This window comes from Bacillus cereus group sp. BfR-BA-01330, assembly GCF_022663885.1.
In the GTDB taxonomy this organism is placed as follows: Bacteria; Bacillota; Bacilli; order Bacillales; family Bacillaceae_G; genus Bacillus_A; species Bacillus_A cereus.
The window spans coordinates 905,843-925,396 of the sequence record NZ_JAKUGK010000001.1 but is presented as its reverse complement, the minus strand read 5'-3'; the positions used below and the strand labels follow the sequence as shown (position 1 = coordinate 925,396).

Here is a 19,554-nt window from a genome sequence, read left to right as displayed (position 1 = left end):
GATGGTAAAAAATAAAGGTAGGTGCGAATCACACCTACCTTTTCTATTTCATATCAATCTTATCTGATTGAAACCAAATTGGCTTCGATAACTCAAAGTTATTATGATCCTCTAAAACTATAGTAAGGCGCTCTAACATATCATCTAACATATGCGGCGCTGCTCGTAATGTCCAGACAACTGAGGAGAAAACTGTCATACCAACGTACACCGTGTATAATTTCCAGAATTCCTCTGGTATTTTTCTATTAAAGTATCCTTCTATTTGTCCGATTGAATACGGAATACTAATGTCCCTTGCAAACAGTGCAATTTTTACGAAATCATGAATTGGGTCGCCCCAGTCATAGCCATTAAAATCAACAACACCTACATATTTTCCATCCCGTACAATTATATTTTCTAAATGAAAATCATCGTGTTGAAATCGATTCGGGCGGCTCTTTAAATATATTTCATTTTCTTCTATAAACTTTATGATTTTATCATCATTTTTTATGTTTATTCCACATGTTTTATATGCCTCTAAATATTTACTATGTTTTTTCATTGCTCTTTCATACCATGGAAGTATATTATTAGGAGCTTCATATGTATGCATTTTTGCTAAATCTTTCCCTGCCTCTATACCAATATCATATTGTTCTTTTGGTGAATACGTAGGCAATAACTTCTTCGCATCTTCCCCTTCTAAATACGAAAAGATGCCATAGCATAAACCTTCTTCTGCCAACAAACCTATTTCAATTGGTTTTTGTGCTTGCACACTACGATTTTGCATTTCATTTAAAATTTGAAACTCTATTTTCTTTCTTTCATACTCTTTTATATCGCCTGTCCGCAATAAATATTTATCATTATTCGCACTCGTAATTATATATTTCTTATCAGGTGAAAAACCTTTAGAAATTTCTTTAATATCCACTGCATTTTTTACTATTTGTATATTGTTTTGCCATGCTGTAATTATCTTCATATCTATTCCCCTTACATTTCTGCATTTGGTGTATAGGCAACTTCTACAATAAATCCATTCGGATCGTAAAAATCAATCGTATAGTAACCTTCCGAATAATGATTCATTTCAATTGGACCACGTATTACCTTCACTTTCGTACTAGAAAGAAAATCTGCTACTTCCTCAACTACTTCTCTATGAATAGCTTGATAACAAATATGTCTAGGCCCTAACGTCCTTACAATTTCCTCATCTACTTCTTTAAAGTATATTTCACTTTCTCCTGTGCTATATGCTATTTCATTTAACTTTCTCCACCCAATTATGGAAAACAACTTATTATAAAAAGAAATGGATTCCTCTAAATTTGCTACCCAAAATTCAATATGATGAATGCCCGCTCGCAGTGTATTCATATTAAGAATACGCTCCTTGTACTACCTGCACAATTTCCATCGGCTTATGAACCATGTAATCTGGTGCATCTTTTTTCACTGTTTCAATAACATCATATCCCCAAGATACCCAGATTACGTTCACTCCAGCCTTTTTACACGCTGCTACGTCTCGCTGTTCATCACCGACATATAACATATCTTTCTCTGTTATTTTTTTTGATTTCAAAAATCTTTTTATCATTTTATCTTTACCAAACAAATTTTTAGAACAATACACTTCTTGAATATTTTCGATACCATTCTTGTGTAAAAACGCCCGAATATGCTCTTCTGAGTTCGATGATATGACTGCAATTCCGTAGCCTTTTTTATGTAGTTCATCTAATACTTCTTTCATCCCATGGAACAAAACGAGATTTTTTATAGCAGGCTGATATAATTTATAAAATTCCAACGCTAATATCGGTAGTTTATACAGTGGTACATTAAGTTGTTTACATCTCTCTGGCATCGTTAATTTACGTAAATGTTCAATTTCGTCTTCCTTTACTGCTTTATACCCATGTTTTTCAGCAAGTTGATTATAAATCGGTACAAATATATTTTGTGAATCTACTAATGTGCCATCAAAGTCAAAAACAATATATTTTTGCATTCCCATACTCCCTTTGCTTCTTTTTTCTAAACCTATGTTATTCAACAACATAGTTGTCTGTCCCTTCTATAAAAATAAAAAAGAACAAGATTTTCTCTTGTTCTTTTTAAGACAACCATTTCGGTGGTACATTCGTATTCCAATAAATATTTCCTAACTCATGATGTCCAGAGTATCCATCATCAAAACGGTGGTAATGGAAATTAAAATAATAACCATCTTGCGGTGGATGATCTCTTCTTACATGGAAACGCAATAAATCATTTCCAGATTTCGTATCGTAGACGTGAAAAATCTTCTCATTATTTCCACCAGCTGGTTTTTGAGAAATCGCTAATGATTGTAGTGAATCTTCTGGTACATCACTAGCAAGCTCAGCAATTGCCTCTTCAATTTTCGGTAATATTACATCTTTAAACTCATCTTCAATTACTGGACCAATTTTAGTACCAAACTTTTGCATCGACTGCTTCTCTGCTTCTTGCATTGCATAAGTAATAAAAGTATCGGTGGTTAACCTGTCATTCGTTTCTTCATATGTATAGGACGTGCTCTCCAAACTTTGTTGCCCAGCTGTGCTCGTAGGCTTGTCCGCAGCTTTGGCATTATCAAGTAATATGGAAGGAGGCGTCACTAAACCAAATGTAAACACGGTAATTAATGCGACTAAGGTTTTTCTAAACCAATTTGGCATTTATGTTCCCTCCCCTTTCACTCATTATTTTTTATATAACGGTGGTTTCTTCTATTATACAAAATGATTGTAATTTTTGCACTTTACAATTTTGTTAACGTTCACATATTTTTCACTTGAATATGAAATTGTAAGATTTCATACAATAAAAATACAACAACAATAAGGAGGCGATCAGATGACTTTAGATGTCATGTATTCCGCCGCAAGTATACTCGTTTTAGTATATTTTATTTATCAATGTGTTACAGACTAGAAAAAGAGCCGTCAATGGCTCTTTTTTAATGGTACAAATACAATCCATACAATTAATAAAATAAAAACAACGCTGCCTACCACAGCTGGCAATAAATAAAACTGTGAAAGTATAACTATTCCATATAAAAGTATTGCTGGTAGTAGTAAATAACGATCTGCCTTCCATCTTAACAATAGTAATTTCCCTTCATCACAATATAAACGAAGAAACATCTTATTCGTAAATTCATTCCAATAATCACGTGCATAGCGAGAAATTGCAACTACAGCAAATACGAGAACAATAGCTGCAATCCACCTTGGAGTCATAATTATACTTGCAGTACTGATACATACAATTTGAATATAAAATATTCGTGCAGTACTTGTACGGAAAAATTCTTTCAAAAAAGATTCGACAATACGAGAATCAGCGTTTTTCCCTAAAAGTCTTTTAGAGCGCGGAAACATCCACGGTTTTTTATTCGAACTACTCGGTTTAGCCGCATGACCACCAACTTGCATAATTCCGCTCGTCCAGCGCATGCTTTCCTCCTTTTCTTTCTCGATTTCTTTAAAAAAGAACTTTTTATAATTCATTTTCTCTTTTACTAATACACTACTTAAGAAAATTACTAAACCGATAAATAGAATTGAATACAACGGATTTTTATAAATAAAAAATAAACTAATTCCAAAAAAGGACACGCTCATAGAAAATACTACATTTTTTACAATCCATAAAACCCATCGTTTCCCCACATGTACATGAACAAATCTCGTTAACAACGACAACATAAATCGAAATATAGTAAAGAATACCCAAAATAATAGGACTTGTATCTCTGTTACTTCGATACTTTTCATCAACACTGGTAACATAATAACGACTACTATTATATTCGTTATCGCTATTCGAACAAATGTGTACATCATGCCATACTGGACTAATTTTCGCATATGTGTTGCATACGAAATTAAAAATAAACTATCCGCTTGCTCAAAAAATGAACGAACTCCTCTTGGATATGTTACTAGATAAAATGCGAGTAATCCTAATCCGAAATAAATCGTCTCTTCCGTTGATAATTCATTTATCCATAGCGATCGATAATAGATTCCCATAAATATAAGTGCTGGAATAATAATATATAATGCGACTGTCCAATCTGTTACCGAACGTATAGACTTCCATTTCCGCTGGAGTTCATGGCGTAATCTCTTATAAAATTGTTGTTTAATCATGTTGTTCACGCCTTACAATTACATCAAAGCAGTCTAATAATGAACTACCCGGCATTTCCGCTAATATTTGAATAGATTCTAAATGTCCATCTGCGACTAATGTACCTTGTGAAATGAGTAAAAATCTTTCACAAATTTTTTCAGCAGTATCTAATACGTGCGTACAAAGTAAAATTCCTGCCCCGCGCTCTTTTTCTTTATATAAATAATTTAAAAACTCTTTCGTAGCTACTGGATCTAAACCGATAAAAGGTTCGTCAATGATATAAAAATCTGGCTCAGTTAAAAACGCCAATATTAGCATAGACTTTTGTTTCATGCCTTTTGAAAACTTTGATAAATACTCATGTTTATGCTTATTCATTCGAAAAGTATGTAATAATTGTTCCGCTCGTTCTTCCCAACTCCCCATTTCACTTCCACGAGTTGCCATTAATAATTCAATATGTTCCCAGAGCGTCAAGTAATCATAGTATGTTGGATGTTCTGGTACGTATGCATACGGATTTTTCTTTTCACCGAATGATATTTCACCGTCCATATTTACAAGTAATCCGAGTATCGTTTTAATCGTCGTACTTTTCCCAGCACCATTTGCTCCAATAAGAGCAACTAGTTCACCTTTTTCGATAGAAAAAACTATATCATGAATTGTTTTTTCGCCTATTTCATATCCAGCTGAGCGGATATTTACTTTTAACATGCATTCCCCTTCTTTCCATTTCCAATACAATCAAGGAAAAGAATAACATATAACTATCTATATATCATTATAAAATATTTATTTTCATAGCAGGAAAAAACATTTTTTAACAGAATATTAAATGTTTGATTACATTTTATTGGAGTTGATAATATGTCTTTTCAAATTCGTGAAGCAACGATAGATGATATAGACGCACTTTGTTCTTTAACGAAAGAATTAAAAGGTTCCTCTATTTCCTATGAAGATATGAACAACCGCCTACAATTCGTACAAATGAGTCCGTTTGATTTTTTATATGTTTACGAGGAAGAAGAAGCTATATTTGGATTACTTGGATTTCGTATACGTGAAAATTTAGAAGATGTAACACGTTATGGAGAGATTTCAATTATTAGCGTTGATTCTAACATACGACGGAAAGGCATTGGACAAGTTTTGATGGATTATGCCGAGCAATTAGCAAAGAAACATAATTGCATTGGCACATGGCTAGTTAGTGGAACAAAAAGAGTAGAAGCTCATCCTTTTTACAAAAAATTAGGTTATGAAGTAAATGGCTACCGATTTGTAAAATATTTTTAAACTACTTTATAAAGTGAAGGGACTATAACTATGACAAACATTAAAGCAATTTTCATTGATCGTGACGGTACAATTGGTGGTGACACTACAATACATTATCCAGGATCTTTTACATTATTTCCATTCACAATAACATCCTTGCAAAAACTAAAAGCTAAAAATATAAAAATTTTCTCTTTCACAAATCAACCCGGTATCGCAGATGGAATAGCAACTGTAGCCGATTTTGTACAAGAATTAGAAGGCTTCGGTTTTGATGATATTTATGTATGTCCTCATAAACACGGTGATGGTTGTGAATGCCGTAAACCAAGTACAGGCATGCTGCTTAAAGCAGCAAAAAAACATGGACTTAATTTAACACAATGTGCTGTAGTTGGTGATCGTTGGACTGATATTGTTGCAGGAGCAAAAGTAAATGCGACTACGATTCTAGTCCGAACAGGCGCTGGGTATGATGCTTTGCATACGTACCGAGACAAATGGGAACATATTGAACCAAACTACATTGCAGATAACTTTGAAGATGCAACAAACTGGGTTTTAAATCAACTATAATACAAATGAAAATTTTGATTCACCCGAAATAATTTAAAACATAGTTAAAATAGCCTTTTTGGCAAATAATTGTATTCCACAAAACGGATCACCTCAAAAGGTAGCAAGTTCCCTTTTGATACGCAAACATTGCAATTCAAATTATATTTTTTATTAGTAACAGCAATTAACGTAAAGAAGGAATAGCTTAGTGGCTATCCCTTCTTTATTGACTTCTATTATTTACATTTGTTATCTGTTTTTATTGAGTATTCTCATCGTTTTTATACTCCAAAATATCCCCTGGCTGACACTCCAAAGCTTTACATATCGCTTCTAATGTTGAAAAACGAACCGCTTTTGCTTTCGCATTTTTCAAAATAGAAAGATTCGCCATCGTAATTCCAACCTTCTCTGAAAGCTCCGTTACACTCATTTTTCGTTTTGCTAACATGACGTCAATATTAATAATGATTGTCATATCCGCCACCTCAAACCGTCAAATCATTTTCTGATTTTATGTTAATTGCCTCTTGTAGAAGTCGTTGGAGGATAGCAGCAAAAACGGAGATAACGAGCGAAGCAAAAACGATAATGAGTCCCACTAACCCAATAGGAGGGTCCATTTTTTTCGCTATAAAATAAAAAAGTGGCAAACTTAATACATACAAACCACTGATTGTAATTGCACAGCGCTTTATATTCTTTAACGCCTTTACTGATAATTCCGAGAACGCTGTGTTCTCATCAATGTACTGTAAAAGATTGAAAGCCTGATAAAGAGCAACGTAAAAAGGCACAGCTGCTCCATACATCACAATGAAAACAAGATATTTCATCGGAGCAATATTAGGATACAAATTTGCTGCGAAATTCGCCATTTCCGGCACTAAAAGTATGCATAAAGCAAGCACTGAAATTCCAGCAAGAAAAATAATTACTTTTAAGAACATTGTTGAACTTCGTTTAAGATTCATTTACAATACCTCACTTATTTAATGGCAACATAATTTTATCATAACGTTTATTGTTTAACAATAAATAAATATCGTTTTATTTTTGTCATGTTTTTTAATTTAGGCAAAAATAAAAAAGAATTTCTCATTACAAAGAAATTCTTTTTCTTGAAAATGCCTCTTTCAACTTAATTTTTTAAAACGTTAATTCGTAATGGAAATAACGATTATCTCTCAAATAGCCATTTTCAGCGTATAATCGTTGTGCTGATAAATTATCAATCTCTGTTTGCAATTTTACACCTTTTGCTCCATTTTCTAATGCGTATTCTTTAGCAGCTTCTAATAATTTTTTACCTGTTCCGGCTCCACGCTTCGCCGCTTGTACAAATAAATCATTTAAAATCCATAATTCTTTCATTGAAATGGAAGAAAATGATGGATATAGTTGCGTGAATCCAATATATTCGCCGTTTTCAACTGCTACGAAAATAACGGACTCTTTTCTCTCAATTCGATTTCGTAAAAATACTTTTGCCCCTTCTAAATCAGAATCTTGTCTATAAAACATGCGATAGTTATTAAAAACTGATGCCAGTCCATCTAAATCTGCAATTGTTGCCTCATATATTCTCATTTTACTCCATTCCCCTTCCAATACTGTCTCATTATATCCGTTGCCCATTTAGGCTGGTGTATTTCTTCTGTCGGCATAAACTCTTTCATTATTGGTTTTATATCCAATATAGGAGTGCCATCAATAGCATCTAATCCCTCAACAATAATTGATTTACCTTCTCTTTTGATCACCTTTACAATTGTTACACCTATGCGATTCGGACGATTTTTCCCGCGCTGTGCAAAAATACCTACTTCAGGATAATCCTTATTATTTCTAGGATGTCTAGCAAAATACTGAATTTGCTCGTCAGTTACTTTATGAAAATAAAAAACAACTTCAATATGAGAAAAATCTTCAATCCCTTGTATACTTTTTTCTGCATACATTTCAGTTAAAGTTATACGGGATCTTACTTCTCCCCACTCATCATCTTTTATTTCCTTTCTTTCATTATGTACAAATGCGATTGGTTGAACTGAAAACATACGCATTCCCCCTTAAATGTAACCACTTACATTATAAAGTATTTTCTGAATGTTTTCCAGATATACGAATTAAGTTTACATAATATAATTATAATCTATTTATCTAAAGCTACCTTGACTGCTTCAATTGCATGTATATGGGTCGTATCAAATATCGGGACTGATATGTTTTCTTGCTTTATTAATAAACCTATTTCCGTACAACCTAATATAATTCCTTGTGCTCCTTCTTGTACTAATTCTTCTATAACCCTTTTATAATACTCTCTAGATTGAACTACTATTTTTCCTAAACATAATTCTGTATATATTACTTCGTTTACTTTTTCTCTATTTGTTCCTGATGGTACTATTACTTTTATATCATGCTCTTCAATACGTGACTTATAGAAATCTTGCTCCATTGTATATTTAGTTCCAAGCAGACCAAGCTTTTGAATGTCTTTTCTTTTAATTTCTTTTGCAGTTGCATCAGCAATATGTAAGACTGGAATATCAATTTTCTCCTTTATTTTTTCAACTACCTTATGCATTGTATTTGTACAAATGATTATAAAGTCTGCTCCTCCCTTTTGTAATGAATATGCCGCATTCCCTAGAATTTCTCCAGCACCATCCCAATCTCCGCTAGACTGACATCGTTCAATCTCTTCAAAATCCACACTATTAATCAAACATTTTGCTGAATGTAGCCCTCCTAATCTCTCTTTTATTTCTTCATTAATAATTCGATAATATTCAGAAGTTGATTCCCAACTCATGCCACCTATAAGACCTATCGTTTTCATATAAACACCTACCTAAACTATTTTTATAAAACTAATAACAACGTTTTATTGTGTATATTATACATAATAAAACAAGACTTTAAGTTTGGAATATAAAGTCTTGTTTTAACGGAAATATGGAAATAATAAAGAATAATTCTGCTTTCATTTCCAAGGAAATTTTTATAGAATATTCTGAAATTAATAATCTGATGTTTTTATAAATTCTTTATACTTATAATTAAAACACTCTCGATACAGCTCTTTGATTTCATCATATGATGGAACACGTGGGTTATTAGCTGGGCTACCACTTTCAATTGCATCTGATGCCATTTTAGAAATAGCATTTTCAAATTCAATTTCATCGATTCCGTATTCTTTTAAATTTGGAATACGAAGATCAAAGCAAAGTTTTTTTATTTCACCAAGTGTGTAGTCTGCTACTTCCTCATCAGAATTCGAATACAAATCCTTATTTAAACTACGTCCAATTTTTGCTAACCTTTTCATTGCACTTGTTTTTGTAAACTCTAACACTGTAGGTAATAGTATGGCATTTGATATTCCATGCGGTACATGAAATAATGCTCCCACTGGCCTTGACATTCCATGAACTAATGTAACTGATGCATTAGAAAATGCAATTCCAGCTTGTAAGGAAGCAATCATCATCGCTTCTCTTGCCTCCATATTACGTCCATCTTCATATGCTATACGTAAATATTTCATAATACTTTCAATAGCTGAAAGAGCAAGTACATCTGTAAGTGGTTGTGAAAATTTAGAAATATAAGCTTCAATCGCATGACATAACGCATCTATTCCTGTTGCTGCCGTAATTTGTGGGGGTAACGAACTTGTCAAAACTGGATCTATAATTGCTACTTTCGGTATAAAACTAGGATGCTTCATCATCATTTTTACATCTGTTTTTTTATTCGTAATTACTGCTACACTTGTAACTTCCGATCCAGTACCAGAAGTTGTTGGAATTGCAATAAGTGGTAGTGGATTGTTTTCTATTTTAATATCCTTTTGGACATAATCCTCAACTTCTCCACCATTTGTATATAAAACCGCTACCGCTTTCGCAGCATCAATACAACTTCCACCACCAATACCGATAATAAAATCGCACTTTTCCTCTTTACAAAGAGATAACGCTTCTAATACGTGTATATTTGTAGGCTCAGCATCCACTTTATTATATGTACTAACAGTAATGCCTTTCTTATTTAGTTGTTGCATACACTTTTCAACATATCCTAATTTCTCCATAATTGTATCAGTAACTATAAAAGCTCTTTTCCCTAACTTTTTTGATTGTTCTCCCAGTTTTTCAAGCGAATTCCTTCCATATAATACCGACTTTGGCATACGAAACTCAGAAACCTCTTGCAAGTCCCCCACCCCTTCTTATCCTAATTAATATTTTATAACATAAATTATCGATTTGATGAATCTTTACGATTCAAATTTTTTAATAGAGTCCTGTTAAAGTATAGAATGCGATAACTAAAAATACAGCAACCGTTTTCAAAATTGTAATAGCAAATATATCTTTATATGACTGTTTATGTGTTAATCCTGTTACTGTAAGAATAGTAATAATAGCCCCGTTATGTGGTAGTGTATCCATTCCTCCTGATGCCATTGATACGATACGGTGCATAACTTCTAATGGAATATCAAATTGATTGGCCGCTGCAATAAATTTATCTCCCATTGCACTTAATACTATTCCCATTCCTCCTGATGCCGAGCCTGTAATTCCAGCTAAAATATTCGTCGTTACTGCACCATTCACTAACGGATTTGTGAAAGTAGCAGAGATGCCATCTCTCATAATTGCGAAACCTGGAAGTGCTGCAATGACACCACCGAATCCAAACTCAGCTCCTGTATTCATCGTTGCAAGTAGCGCTCCACCAATACTTGTATTCAATCCAGCTTGGAAACCTGTTACTACTCGCTTCCAATATAATAATAACGTTGTTAAGATCCCTATAATAAGTGCCAATTCTACAGACCAAATTCCTACTACTGCACTTAATTCTACTTTTCCAAATGCTTTCATACCAATTGCAGAAAAATCAAAACCGCTTGGATACCACTTCGGTATCATAATAGTAAACACTTTATTCATTACACCTACTAAAATAAGTGGTATAAATGCAATAAGTTGTTGTGCTCTTGTGATTTCAATGTTATTAATTAATGGCATATTTTTTTGTTCTACTTGCAAAGATGCTGCCATTTCAGTATTTCCATCATTAAAACCAAAGTATCCTTCACCTGCCGCTTTTGCCTTCTTACGTCTACTCTCTAAATATAGTAAACCTACTGTAAGAACAAAAATTGCTCCTACAATCCCAAGTATCGGTGCAGCATAAATATCCGTTTTAAAAAATGTTGTAGGTATTACATTTTGAATTTGTGGTGATCCAGGTAACGCATCCATTGTAAACGTTACTGCTCCAAGAACAATCGTTCCAGGGATTAAACGCTTTGGAATATTAGCTTGTCGAAACAACTTAGCTGCGAACGGATAAACAGCAAACACTACTACATACACACTAACACCACTATACGTTAAAATAGCCCCCATTAATACAATCGCTAATATAGTACGTTTTTCACCAACTAACTCAATAATTGTTTTTGCGATAGAATCTGCAATTCCTGACATTTCCACTACTTTTCCAAATATTGCTCCTAATAAAAACACAGGAAAATATAATTTTATAAATCCAACCATTTTCTCCATAAAGATATTAGAAAAGAAAGGTAATACATAACTAGGTTCTGTCAAAAATACTGCAAATAATGCAAATATCGGTGCGAATAAAATAACAGAAAAACCTCTGTATGCTACGAACATAAGTAAACTTAGTGCTAATAATATAATAACTAACTCCAATTTTACCCCTCCATTAAACAGAATATTCTAAATTTTATTGATAAATTTCTACTAACCTTTTAATTCTGACATCCCTCCTCTTATTCATACAAATTTTTATGCTAAAAATGTCTAATTATAATTATTCGATTACATATGAAAAATCCCTTTAAACAGAAACGAATTCATCGTCATACGTTATAAAGGGATTGCTAGAATCTATATTTACTGCTGTATTAAATTTTTCTCTACACAAAAATGATACAGTTCTTCAACATCTTTCACTATGTAGGTCGCACTAACTTCAGTCAGTTCTTTTTCACAGCCATAGCCATATAAAACACCAATTGAAGCAATTCCATTCTGATTTGCACCTATTATATCGTGCTTTCTATCACCAATCATTATCATTTCTTCTTTATTTAGTTCTTCATTTTTTTGTAAAATATGAGCAATTATTTCTTCTTTTTTTATTCTCGTACCATCTAAATTACTTCCAATGATGTCTTCGAAATAATTCGTTAATTGAAAATGCTCTATAACTTGTTTCGCAAATACAGTGGGCTTTGAAGTTGCTACAAATATGCGATTCCCTGAACTTTTTAATTGTTGCAAGAGCTTCAGAATCCCCTCGTATACATTATTTTCAAACAATCCACGCTGCTTTAAATACTCACGGAAGTAAAAAACTGCACGTTCAACCTCTCCTTCACTCATATTATATCTCTCTACGAATGATTGCTGAATAGGAGGACCTATAAATGAATCTAACTCACTTATATGTACTTCTTCAATTCCTACTTTTTTTAACGCATACAAAACCGAATTTACAATTCCTTCTTTCGGATCCGTTAAAGTTCCATCTAAATCAAATAGAAATGTTTTATACATGTTTCATTCCTCCACTTAATTTGCTGTATAAATAACTGCTAACATCTCTTCCACTTCTCCCTATTATACTATCATTATCTATTTTTTCGAAAAATCAATTTCCATATGTCACATACTTTCAGTTACAAAATACGATAGATATGATAAAGTAAAAAAGTTACAATTATTTTAATAGAAACTGGTGAAACAAATGTCAATTACGTTAATTTTTATAATGGCTTTCACAATTGTAATCCACGCAGTTGAAACAAGCTCTTATAGTATTCGATTAGCGGGGGTTCGTTTAAAGAAGATTGCTGTCGCATTATCCGTCGTAGGAATCGTATTACTCATTTCAAGAACGTCAAACTTACTACAAGCCTTTTTACTTGGCGGGATTGTGGACGAAGCAAAACTAGATCCTTCTATTGATTTAGAGCATATTATACGTCTTGTACTATTATCTGCTTCTATCGGTACATTGCTTGCGATTATACTGTATCCAACTTTGACAAAACTATTTGGATATGTCATTCAAAACTTTGAAACAGACGGTTCTTTCATTCGAATGATGAAAACGAATAACATTCAAAAATTAAAGTACACAAAAAAATATGTCCGCTTTCCAAAGTTAGAAATGATTCATAGACTGCGTATCGGCGGTATTCCAAAGCGTATAATGCTTATTAACATGTTCGCTACTGCAATTTATACAGCGGGAGTTCTTTCCGCACTATATGCTTCTTTTTTAATTCCAGCTTTCGCAACAAAAGCCACTACAGCTTCTGGTCTTATTAATGGTTTTGCTACTATTTTATTAACAGTGCTACTAGATCCACGTATTGCTCTTTTAACAGAGCGAGCTCTTCAATCAGAAGAAGGTGCTGAAGCAATGAGTAAAATGTATGCTTGGCTAATGATTTCTAGACTTTTTGGTACATTACTTGCTCAACTGTTATTCATACCAGGTGCTTACTGGATTACATGGATTATAAAGCTTATGAATTAAATTTACTCTCTAAAAAAAAGCAGGTGAGATAACAAATGACTATACAAACAGAACAAGATATCATTCGCTTAATAGAAAACGACGAATGGATGATGAATGTATTACAAATGGCAAAATCACTAGAGCTACCTGATTGGTGGATTTGTGCCGGATTTGTTCGTTCTAAAATTTGGGATACTTTACATGACTATGAAGCTAAAACGGCTATGCCTGATGTTGATGTGATTTATTATGATAGTCTACATCAAGATGAGATATACGAACAATCATTAGAAACGAAATTAATGAATATTGATGCTACTATCCCTTGGTCTGTAAAAAATCAAGCTCGTATGCATGTAGTGAATAATATGCCACCATATTCTTCTTCTGTTAATGCTATATCTAAATTCCCTGAAACAGCAACGGCTTTAGGAGTTACACTTGATGAACTAAACAACGTTATCTTAACAGCCCCATGTGGTATTGAAGATGTCCTTTCCTTACAAGTGAAACCAACAGCTCATTTTCTTAAATCGAAAGAACGATTACATATGTACAAAAACAGAGTTATAAAAAAGAATTGGCAAAGTAAGTGGCCTAGCATCACAATCACATATCCAGAAATTTAGAAAGGGTGCCTCTCATTTATAGAAGCACCCTTTTCTTCATTTCAAAAAATGTATGACTGTTTCTGCAAATCTATCTGCTTCCTCATAATGAGGTGAATGACCGCTCTCTTCAAATACGATATACTTGCCGTTTCGGGCATCTTTATTAAATGTTTTAATTTGTTCTTCACACGTTACTACATCATGTTTTCCTACTATTAATAACATTAGATTTTGTACATCTTTTATTTTTGATAATAATGATGTATGACATGCTCCCTCTAATTTTAATCTATCAAAGTGAATTTTGGAGCGATTTGAAAATATTTCCCACTCTTCATCACTGTATAAACTCTCATCTGTCCTATCTTCCTTATTATCGTAAATCTCCATTCTTTTTTCTTCTAATTCAGCGCTTAATCTTATATAAGCTTCTAACAACTCTTCTGAACTAGCATCGCTAGATGAATAAGCAAAGCATTCTTTTGCTATTTCTTCTTTTCCATACTTTTTTAATAAATGCCCTGTTTTTTGTAACAAAGCCCTACTTGTTAATGCAAAATTAAAAGTTGGTCCTTCAAATATTATTTTCTCTATTGAACTTGGATATATCGACTCATAAAGCAATGCTACATATCCACCGAAAGAGTGTCCAATTATAGACCACTTCTCAATTTGTAATACTTTTTTTAATTCCTCACAGTCTTCAATCAAATCATTTAATCCAAAAGCTTCGTCTTCAGTAATTTCTTCTGAGCGACAAACACCTCTTTGATCTATCATAATTACATATAGAGAATCTTTTAAACGTTCCGCTTGATGAAATGAAAAATCATAACAACTTTCTCCTGGTCCACCATGCAAGTATAAGACTGGCTTATTTTTAGGATTTCCATGTGTTTCAACGTATAGCTTTTTCCCTCTAATATTCATGTATTTCCCTGCTTCTATCAAATTTTCCTTTATGATCACCACCCTTTTTTTACTGAATATTATAACATTTAATATTAAATAATTCCTATTACATTTAAGAAGACGATAATTATTGCAAGTGGTGCTACAAATCGAAGTAAAAATGCCCAACAAGTAAATACTTTCTTTCCATAATTTCCACCTACAAAAAACTCTGCTTCTAGTACCTTCTTCTCCATTTTGAATGAAACGAAAATACTAATAAATAGTGCTCCAAGTGGCATTAATATATTACTAGATAAGAAGTCTACTGCATCAAAAATATTCTTTCCGAAAATCGTAATATCACTCCATACTCCAAATGATAACGCTGATGGTATACCTACTAAGAAAATGCCGAAACCGATCAGCCATGATAATTTCGTTCTCTTTTCTTGTTCACCATTTGCTAATGCTGAAACAACAGTTTCTAGTAGAGAAAATGCTGATGTTAATGTCGCAAATGTAAATAGTGCAAGAAATACTGTTAAGAAAAATCCACCGAATGGGATTTGACTAAATACAGATGGTAATACGATAAATAGTAATCCAGGTCCTTCTGTTGGCTCCATTCCTAATGAAAATACGGCTGGAAAAATAGCAAGACCTGCAAATAATGAAACAAATAAATTTAATCCAACAATTGTTATTGCTGATTTTGGTAAACTTTCTTTTTTATTTAAATAGGAACTATACGTAACCATAATTGAAATCCCGATACTAATTGCAAAGAATGATTGCCCCATTGCAAACAAAATACTTTCTGAAGTAATCTTTGAGAAATCTGGTTGTAAGAAAAACTTCACGCCTTTCATAGCATCATCAAGTGTTAACGACCGAATAATAAGAGCGACAAATAAAACGAACAATGCTGGCAACATATATTTACTTGCTTTTTCAATTCCGTTTTGTACACCCTTTGATACAACCCATATCGTAATGAACATAAAAGCGAAATGTCCCATAATAGCCCAAGCAGGATTCCCAATTGTTTCAGTAAATAATGTACCGTAATTTTGTCCTGGAGTAATCAGTTGTCCAGTTATTCCTCTGAATAAATAAATTAATACCCATCCACCTACAACACTATAAAACGAAAGTAGTATAAAACAAGTTCCAACACCAAGGCGTCCAATCCAATGCCATCCTGTATTTGGTGCGATGCTTTTAAATGCTCCAACTGCTTGTTTCTGCGTACTGCGTCCAATCATAAATTCAGCTATAAGTAGCGGTAGTCCAATTAAAACAGTAAATAATATAAATATTAAAAAGAACGCTCCTCCACCACTCTTCCCAGCGATATAAGGGAACTTCCATATCGCACCAAGTCCAATTGCTGATCCGGCTGCCGCCATTATAAAACCTAATTTCGAAGTCCATTGCTCCGTCTGTTTCATCTCATTTTCCTCCTAATTAAATCTTTTTATATAAATAAATAAATTTTATAAACCTATTCAAATAAACCCTCCATTTCTTCTTCCATATAATAAAAAAATGGCCTCGCATCTCTATATAAAGAGACGCTAAGCCATTTACTTAACGCGGTACCACCCTTATTGATTCCATTATGAATCCACCTTAGTAGTAATCGTTTGATTACAAACCTAATATCGAAGGTTAACCGTTAAGATTTACTAAGAATGTGATTCCGTTCCACCTTACTGCTCCTAGGCGAGTTCAGGATGTCATTTGACTATGTCGCACCAACCCATAGCTCTCTGTACAAATACATGACCTTACTACTCCTATTCAACACATTGTAATATTTAGAATATATTTTCTTTTGAAATTACTATGAAGTATATCGGTTATATTTGTAACTGTCAAGGGGTATATTGATTTTTTTGTCGAAATGGTTCATATTTCAACTGACTTTTACTAAGCTTATTAGAAAAAGAAAGAATCTATATTTTCACCTTTTCAAACGAACTATAAAAAAAGAATCTTCGCGATAATCGCGAAGATTCTTTTTACGGTATGAGACGAGTACAATCTCTCGGAAAAGCACTCGCCTCTCGTACATTTGTTAATTCTAATAGTTTATATACAATCCTTTCTAACCCAATTCCGAAACCTCCATGTGGTGGACAACCATATCGGAATGTATTTAAATAAGATTGAAATTTCTCTGGATGTAATCCTTTTTCTTTAAACGAAGCGAGTAACAATTCATAATTATGAATTCGCTGTGCCCCTGACGTTATTTCTAGCCCTTTATATAATAAGTCGAATGAATCAGTAATAGCTGGATTCTCTTTATTTTGCATCGTATACATCGGTCTCGCTTCTTTCGGATAATGTGTAATGAAAACAAATTCACTATTATATGTTTCCTTTACATATTTCCCTAGTAACTTTTCACCTTCTGTATCTAAATCCCCTACAGGAGATTCTTTACGATACTTACTTTTCAAAATTTCTTGTGCTTCTAACAATGTAATTTTAGGTATTTCAGTAATAACAGGTACTTCTATTTGTAATAGTTGTAGTTCTATTTCACATTTTTTCGCTACTTGTTGAAACATATATCGTAAAACATCCGTTTCTAGTTGCATCACTTCATAAAAATCATGAATAAAACCAAGCTCTACGTCTAACGATATATATTCATTCAAATGACGGGAAGAATTATGATGTTCCGCTCTATATACAGGTGCAATTTCAAAAACTCGTTCTAACCCACCTGCCACCATCATTTGCTTATAAAACTGTGGTGATTGTGCTAAATAAGCTTCTTTTTGGAAGTATGGAAGCTTAAAAACATTTGCTCCTCCTTCTGCCCCTTGCGAAACAATTTTCGGCGTAAAGATCCGTGTGAAATCGTTCTCTATAAGAAATTCACTAAAGCTCTGAACGAGTGTAGATTTCACTTTAAAAATCGCTGCGGTTCGCTCATGCCTTAATGATATTACTCGCTCATTAAGTAGTTGATCTAAGCCAACTTGTAACTTCTTTTTATTTATTTCAAATGGAAGTGGCTCTGCACCGTTTATTACTTTCACTTCATGAGCAAGTACTTCAACACCCAATTCTGTTTTCGACGTCTCGACTGTTTCACCGATTACATGGACAACACTTTCTACATCAACTTTATATCCGGCCAATTCATTTTCTAATACACATTGAATTACTCCTGTTCTGTCCCGTAATAATAAAAAACTAACATTTCCAAGATGTCGAATCTTTTTTACCCATCCTTGAAGTAATACAACCTTTCCGCTTTTCTTTGTACATTCTTTTGTGAGTGAACGCTTCATTATTGAATCCATTATTTTTCCCTCCAGTAATTTTATATTTATTTACGTTATTGTTGTCATCGTCATCATCCACGGTCACTCACCCCCTTTCAAAGAATACAAAAATCCGCCCCTATAAATAGGGACGGATTTTTTCCGCGGTACCACCCAAATTGTCATATTGACCATCTTAGCCCTGATAACGGTAGGTACCGTTTGCTTTTACTAATAATCACGTTCAAAGCAACACTCACAGGTGTCTTTCCATCATGCGGTATCGCAACCTTCCCAGCAACCGGCTGCTCTCTGTAGACCTTTGCACCATGTACTTTTCCTGATCATCACTTTTTATATTTACAGAGTATTCTAACTCCTTACCTTATAAAACGCAAGCTTTTTTTGAAACATTCTGGTTTTATAACTCCTAACTTCTTCTAAAGTGTGAAAAGTTAATTTTGTAATACATATTCTTATGTATTAAATCCAAAATTACACCTTTAATATTTTCCAATTTTTACATAAAAACTAATTCATTTACGCATATTAATAAAAATTTTAAAGCGAGGTGTGTTTATGCAAAAAGCAATTAGTTTCTTTCTCCTTTTGTTTTGCTTAATTGTAGTAAACGAAACGTATGCCTATTCACCAAAATCTTTACCAATCTCTCAAAACTCTGATCGATGGCAAGTGAATATTGATAAACCGAAAAAAACAAACAAGAATATGCTTCAAGCTAAAAAAGATGAATTTCAAACATATCATTTTTCAGTAAAGAATGTCGGGAATAGTGAAGTATATAATGTAAACGTCGAAGTATTCCGCAACGAACCAAATAAGAAAACGAAATATGAACTCTTTTCCCTAAAGGAAAGTCGTTTGGCAAGTGGAAAAACTGGATTTGAACACGCTAATTTACCCGTTGCTACAAAAGCAGATGAAGTTGATGTTATTATTACATGGCAAGAACACCCATTCCGATCGATGCGAAATGGTCAAAAAGTTGAATCTAGAAAATTTAAAGAGCATTTTGTTTTTAAAGAATCCAAAAAGTAAATGGGATACGGATATATTCACACTATCATTGATATAGCTTTATTTACTAGTACCAGTTCTTAAGCAAATTAAAAAGTCGTGGCTTATAATGCCACGACTTT

22 protein-coding genes and 2 other annotated features are annotated in these 19,554 nt (G+C 33.2%); of the genes, 5 read left to right on the top strand and 17 right to left on the bottom strand.

Going from position 1 to position 19,554, the window contains the following annotated elements; genetic code table 11:
- Positions 1-43 precede the first annotated feature (43 nt).
- From MR112_RS04765 to MR112_RS04740, 6 genes are all read right to left on the bottom strand, one after another.
- Entirely contained in the window at positions 44-976 is a 933-nt protein-coding gene (locus tag MR112_RS04765) for an aminoglycoside phosphotransferase family protein (protein ID WP_071740323.1), read from the bottom strand.
- Positions 977-987: 11 nt separating this feature from the next.
- On the bottom strand, positions 988-1,374 hold the full coding sequence (locus MR112_RS04760) for a VOC family protein (protein WP_001094664.1): 387 nt from the start codon (positions 1,372-1,374) through the stop codon (positions 988-990).
- A 1-nt stretch (position 1,375) separates the two neighbouring features.
- Positions 1,376-2,011 carry an HAD family hydrolase gene (locus MR112_RS04755; RefSeq protein WP_025687389.1) on the bottom strand — a complete coding sequence of 212 codons (636 nt, stop codon included), beginning with the start codon at positions 2,009-2,011 and terminating at the stop codon, positions 1,376-1,378.
- 106 nt (positions 2,012-2,117) lie between these two features.
- Positions 2,118-2,705, bottom strand: a complete 588-nt coding sequence (locus MR112_RS04750; protein ID WP_001134421.1) for a YpjP family protein — start codon at positions 2,703-2,705, stop codon at positions 2,118-2,120.
- Between the two features lie 267 nt (positions 2,706-2,972).
- On the bottom strand, positions 2,973-4,187 hold the full coding sequence (locus MR112_RS04745; RefSeq protein WP_242244823.1) for an ABC transporter permease: 1,215 nt from the start codon (positions 4,185-4,187) through the stop codon (positions 2,973-2,975).
- Entirely contained in the window at positions 4,180-4,890 is a 711-nt protein-coding gene (locus MR112_RS04740; RefSeq protein ID WP_242244822.1) for an ABC transporter ATP-binding protein, read from the bottom strand. Before MR112_RS04740 ends, MR112_RS04745 begins: the two co-directional genes overlap by 8 nt.
- 153 nt (positions 4,891-5,043) lie before the next feature.
- Between MR112_RS04740 and MR112_RS04735 the strand changes: the two genes are divergently transcribed.
- Both MR112_RS04735 and MR112_RS04730 read left to right on the top strand, forming a co-directional pair.
- Positions 5,044-5,475 (top strand): GNAT family N-acetyltransferase, encoded by a 432-nt coding sequence (locus MR112_RS04735; RefSeq protein ID WP_000009777.1) that lies wholly within the window; start codon positions 5,044-5,046, stop codon positions 5,473-5,475.
- Positions 5,476-5,505: 30 nt separating this feature from the next.
- A complete protein-coding gene (locus MR112_RS04730) occupies positions 5,506-6,033 on the top strand; it encodes an HAD-IIIA family hydrolase (protein WP_226368542.1) in 528 nt (175 codons plus the stop codon).
- Positions 6,034-6,274: 241 nt separating this feature from the next.
- Here MR112_RS04730 and MR112_RS04725 read toward each other — a convergent pair whose 3' ends face one another.
- The 8 genes from MR112_RS04725 to MR112_RS04690 all read right to left on the bottom strand — a co-directional run bounded on the left by MR112_RS04725 (position 6,275) and on the right by MR112_RS04690 (position 12,635).
- Positions 6,275-6,493: a helix-turn-helix domain-containing protein gene (locus MR112_RS04725; protein ID WP_000152532.1), complete on the bottom strand. Its 219-nt coding sequence runs from the start codon at positions 6,491-6,493 to the stop codon at positions 6,275-6,277.
- A gap of 10 nt (positions 6,494-6,503) precedes the next feature.
- A complete protein-coding gene (locus tag MR112_RS04720) occupies positions 6,504-6,989 on the bottom strand; it encodes a DUF2975 domain-containing protein (RefSeq protein ID WP_071740321.1) in 486 nt (161 codons plus the stop codon).
- Between the two features lie 175 nt (positions 6,990-7,164).
- The gene (locus MR112_RS04715; protein WP_001223873.1) at positions 7,165-7,605 is read right to left on the bottom strand and encodes a GNAT family N-acetyltransferase; all 441 of its coding nucleotides are present in this window, start codon (positions 7,603-7,605) and stop codon (positions 7,165-7,167) included.
- Positions 7,602-8,075: an SAM-dependent methyltransferase gene (locus MR112_RS04710; RefSeq protein WP_000493257.1), complete on the bottom strand. Its 474-nt coding sequence runs from the start codon at positions 8,073-8,075 to the stop codon at positions 7,602-7,604. Before MR112_RS04710 ends, MR112_RS04715 begins: the two co-directional genes overlap by 4 nt.
- A gap of 95 nt (positions 8,076-8,170) precedes the next feature.
- A complete protein-coding gene (locus MR112_RS04705; protein ID WP_242244821.1) occupies positions 8,171-8,863 on the bottom strand; it encodes an aspartate/glutamate racemase family protein in 693 nt (230 codons plus the stop codon).
- A 180-nt stretch (positions 8,864-9,043) separates the two neighbouring features.
- Positions 9,044-10,246: an iron-containing alcohol dehydrogenase gene (locus tag MR112_RS04700; protein WP_065211744.1), complete on the bottom strand. Its 1,203-nt coding sequence runs from the start codon at positions 10,244-10,246 to the stop codon at positions 9,044-9,046.
- Between the two features lie 79 nt (positions 10,247-10,325).
- Complete coding sequence (locus MR112_RS04695) at positions 10,326-11,765, bottom strand: GntP family permease (protein ID WP_000424332.1); 1,440 nt, start codon at positions 11,763-11,765, stop codon at positions 10,326-10,328.
- 204 nt (positions 11,766-11,969) lie between these two features.
- Positions 11,970-12,635: an HAD family hydrolase gene (locus MR112_RS04690; RefSeq protein ID WP_000278485.1), complete on the bottom strand. Its 666-nt coding sequence runs from the start codon at positions 12,633-12,635 to the stop codon at positions 11,970-11,972.
- Between the two features lie 190 nt (positions 12,636-12,825).
- On the opposite strand from MR112_RS04690, the gene MR112_RS04685 reads away from it, so the two are divergent.
- Positions 12,826-13,623, top strand: coding sequence for a lipid II flippase Amj family protein (locus MR112_RS04685; RefSeq protein WP_000028911.1), 798 nt, complete (start codon positions 12,826-12,828; stop codon positions 13,621-13,623).
- A 35-nt stretch (positions 13,624-13,658) separates the two neighbouring features.
- The gene (locus MR112_RS04680; RefSeq protein WP_000155287.1) at positions 13,659-14,234 is read left to right on the top strand and encodes a nucleotidyltransferase family protein; all 576 of its coding nucleotides are present in this window, start codon (positions 13,659-13,661) and stop codon (positions 14,232-14,234) included.
- Between the two features lie 36 nt (positions 14,235-14,270).
- Here MR112_RS04680 and MR112_RS04675 read toward each other — a convergent pair whose 3' ends face one another.
- From MR112_RS04675 to aspS, 3 genes are all read right to left on the bottom strand, one after another.
- Entirely contained in the window at positions 14,271-15,146 is an 876-nt protein-coding gene (locus tag MR112_RS04675) for an alpha/beta fold hydrolase (protein WP_242244820.1), read from the bottom strand.
- A gap of 74 nt (positions 15,147-15,220) precedes the next feature.
- Positions 15,221-16,561, bottom strand: a complete 1,341-nt coding sequence (locus MR112_RS04670; RefSeq protein WP_000814537.1) for a sodium-dependent transporter — start codon at positions 16,559-16,561, stop codon at positions 15,221-15,223.
- Positions 16,562-16,677: 116 nt separating this feature from the next.
- Positions 16,678-16,926: a binding site (T-box leader), on the bottom strand.
- A 208-nt stretch (positions 16,927-17,134) separates the two neighbouring features.
- Complete coding sequence (gene aspS, locus MR112_RS04665) at positions 17,135-18,433, bottom strand: aspartate--tRNA(Asn) ligase (RefSeq protein WP_000377334.1); 1,299 nt, start codon at positions 18,431-18,433, stop codon at positions 17,135-17,137.
- A gap of 105 nt (positions 18,434-18,538) precedes the next feature.
- Positions 18,539-18,751, bottom strand: a binding site (T-box leader).
- A gap of 222 nt (positions 18,752-18,973) precedes the next feature.
- Here aspS and MR112_RS04660 point away from each other — a divergent pair.
- Positions 18,974-19,453: a hypothetical protein gene (locus tag MR112_RS04660; RefSeq protein WP_242244819.1), complete on the top strand. Its 480-nt coding sequence runs from the start codon at positions 18,974-18,976 to the stop codon at positions 19,451-19,453.
- Positions 19,454-19,554 lie beyond the last annotated feature (101 nt).

Coding starts and splice junctions, on each gene's coding strand:
- MR112_RS04765 (WP_071740323.1), bottom strand. CDS start 976: ATGAAGATAATTACAGCATGGCAAAACAATATACAAATAGTAAAAAAT.
- MR112_RS04760 (WP_001094664.1), bottom strand. CDS start 1,374: ATGAATACACTGCGAGCGGGCATTCATCATATTGAATTTTGGGTAGCA.
- MR112_RS04755 (WP_025687389.1), bottom strand. CDS start 2,011: ATGCAAAAATATATTGTTTTTGACTTTGATGGCACATTAGTAGATTCA.
- MR112_RS04750 (WP_001134421.1), bottom strand. CDS start 2,705: ATGCCAAATTGGTTTAGAAAAACCTTAGTCGCATTAATTACCGTGTTT.
- MR112_RS04745 (WP_242244823.1), bottom strand. CDS start 4,187: ATGATTAAACAACAATTTTATAAGAGATTACGCCATGAACTCCAGCGG.
- MR112_RS04740 (WP_242244822.1), bottom strand. CDS start 4,890: ATGTTAAAAGTAAATATCCGCTCAGCTGGATATGAAATAGGCGAAAAA.
- MR112_RS04735 (WP_000009777.1), top strand. CDS start 5,044: ATGTCTTTTCAAATTCGTGAAGCAACGATAGATGATATAGACGCACTT.
- MR112_RS04730 (WP_226368542.1), top strand. CDS start 5,506: ATGACAAACATTAAAGCAATTTTCATTGATCGTGACGGTACAATTGGT.
- MR112_RS04725 (WP_000152532.1), bottom strand. CDS start 6,493: ATGACAATCATTATTAATATTGACGTCATGTTAGCAAAACGAAAAATG.
- MR112_RS04720 (WP_071740321.1), bottom strand. CDS start 6,989: ATGAATCTTAAACGAAGTTCAACAATGTTCTTAAAAGTAATTATTTTT.
- MR112_RS04715 (WP_001223873.1), bottom strand. CDS start 7,605: ATGAGAATATATGAGGCAACAATTGCAGATTTAGATGGACTGGCATCA.
- MR112_RS04710 (WP_000493257.1), bottom strand. CDS start 8,075: ATGTTTTCAGTTCAACCAATCGCATTTGTACATAATGAAAGAAAGGAA.
- MR112_RS04705 (WP_242244821.1), bottom strand. CDS start 8,863: ATGAAAACGATAGGTCTTATAGGTGGCATGAGTTGGGAATCAACTTCT.
- MR112_RS04690 (WP_000278485.1), bottom strand. CDS start 12,635: ATGTATAAAACATTTCTATTTGATTTAGATGGAACTTTAACGGATCCG.
- MR112_RS04685 (WP_000028911.1), top strand. CDS start 12,826: ATGTCAATTACGTTAATTTTTATAATGGCTTTCACAATTGTAATCCAC.
- MR112_RS04680 (WP_000155287.1), top strand. CDS start 13,659: ATGACTATACAAACAGAACAAGATATCATTCGCTTAATAGAAAACGAC.
- MR112_RS04675 (WP_242244820.1), bottom strand. CDS start 15,146: ATGAATATTAGAGGGAAAAAGCTATACGTTGAAACACATGGAAATCCT.
- MR112_RS04670 (WP_000814537.1), bottom strand. CDS start 16,561: ATGAAACAGACGGAGCAATGGACTTCGAAATTAGGTTTTATAATGGCG.
- aspS (WP_000377334.1), bottom strand. CDS start 18,433: ATGGATTCAATAATGAAGCGTTCACTCACAAAAGAATGTACAAAGAAA.
- MR112_RS04660 (WP_242244819.1), top strand. CDS start 18,974: ATGCAAAAAGCAATTAGTTTCTTTCTCCTTTTGTTTTGCTTAATTGTA.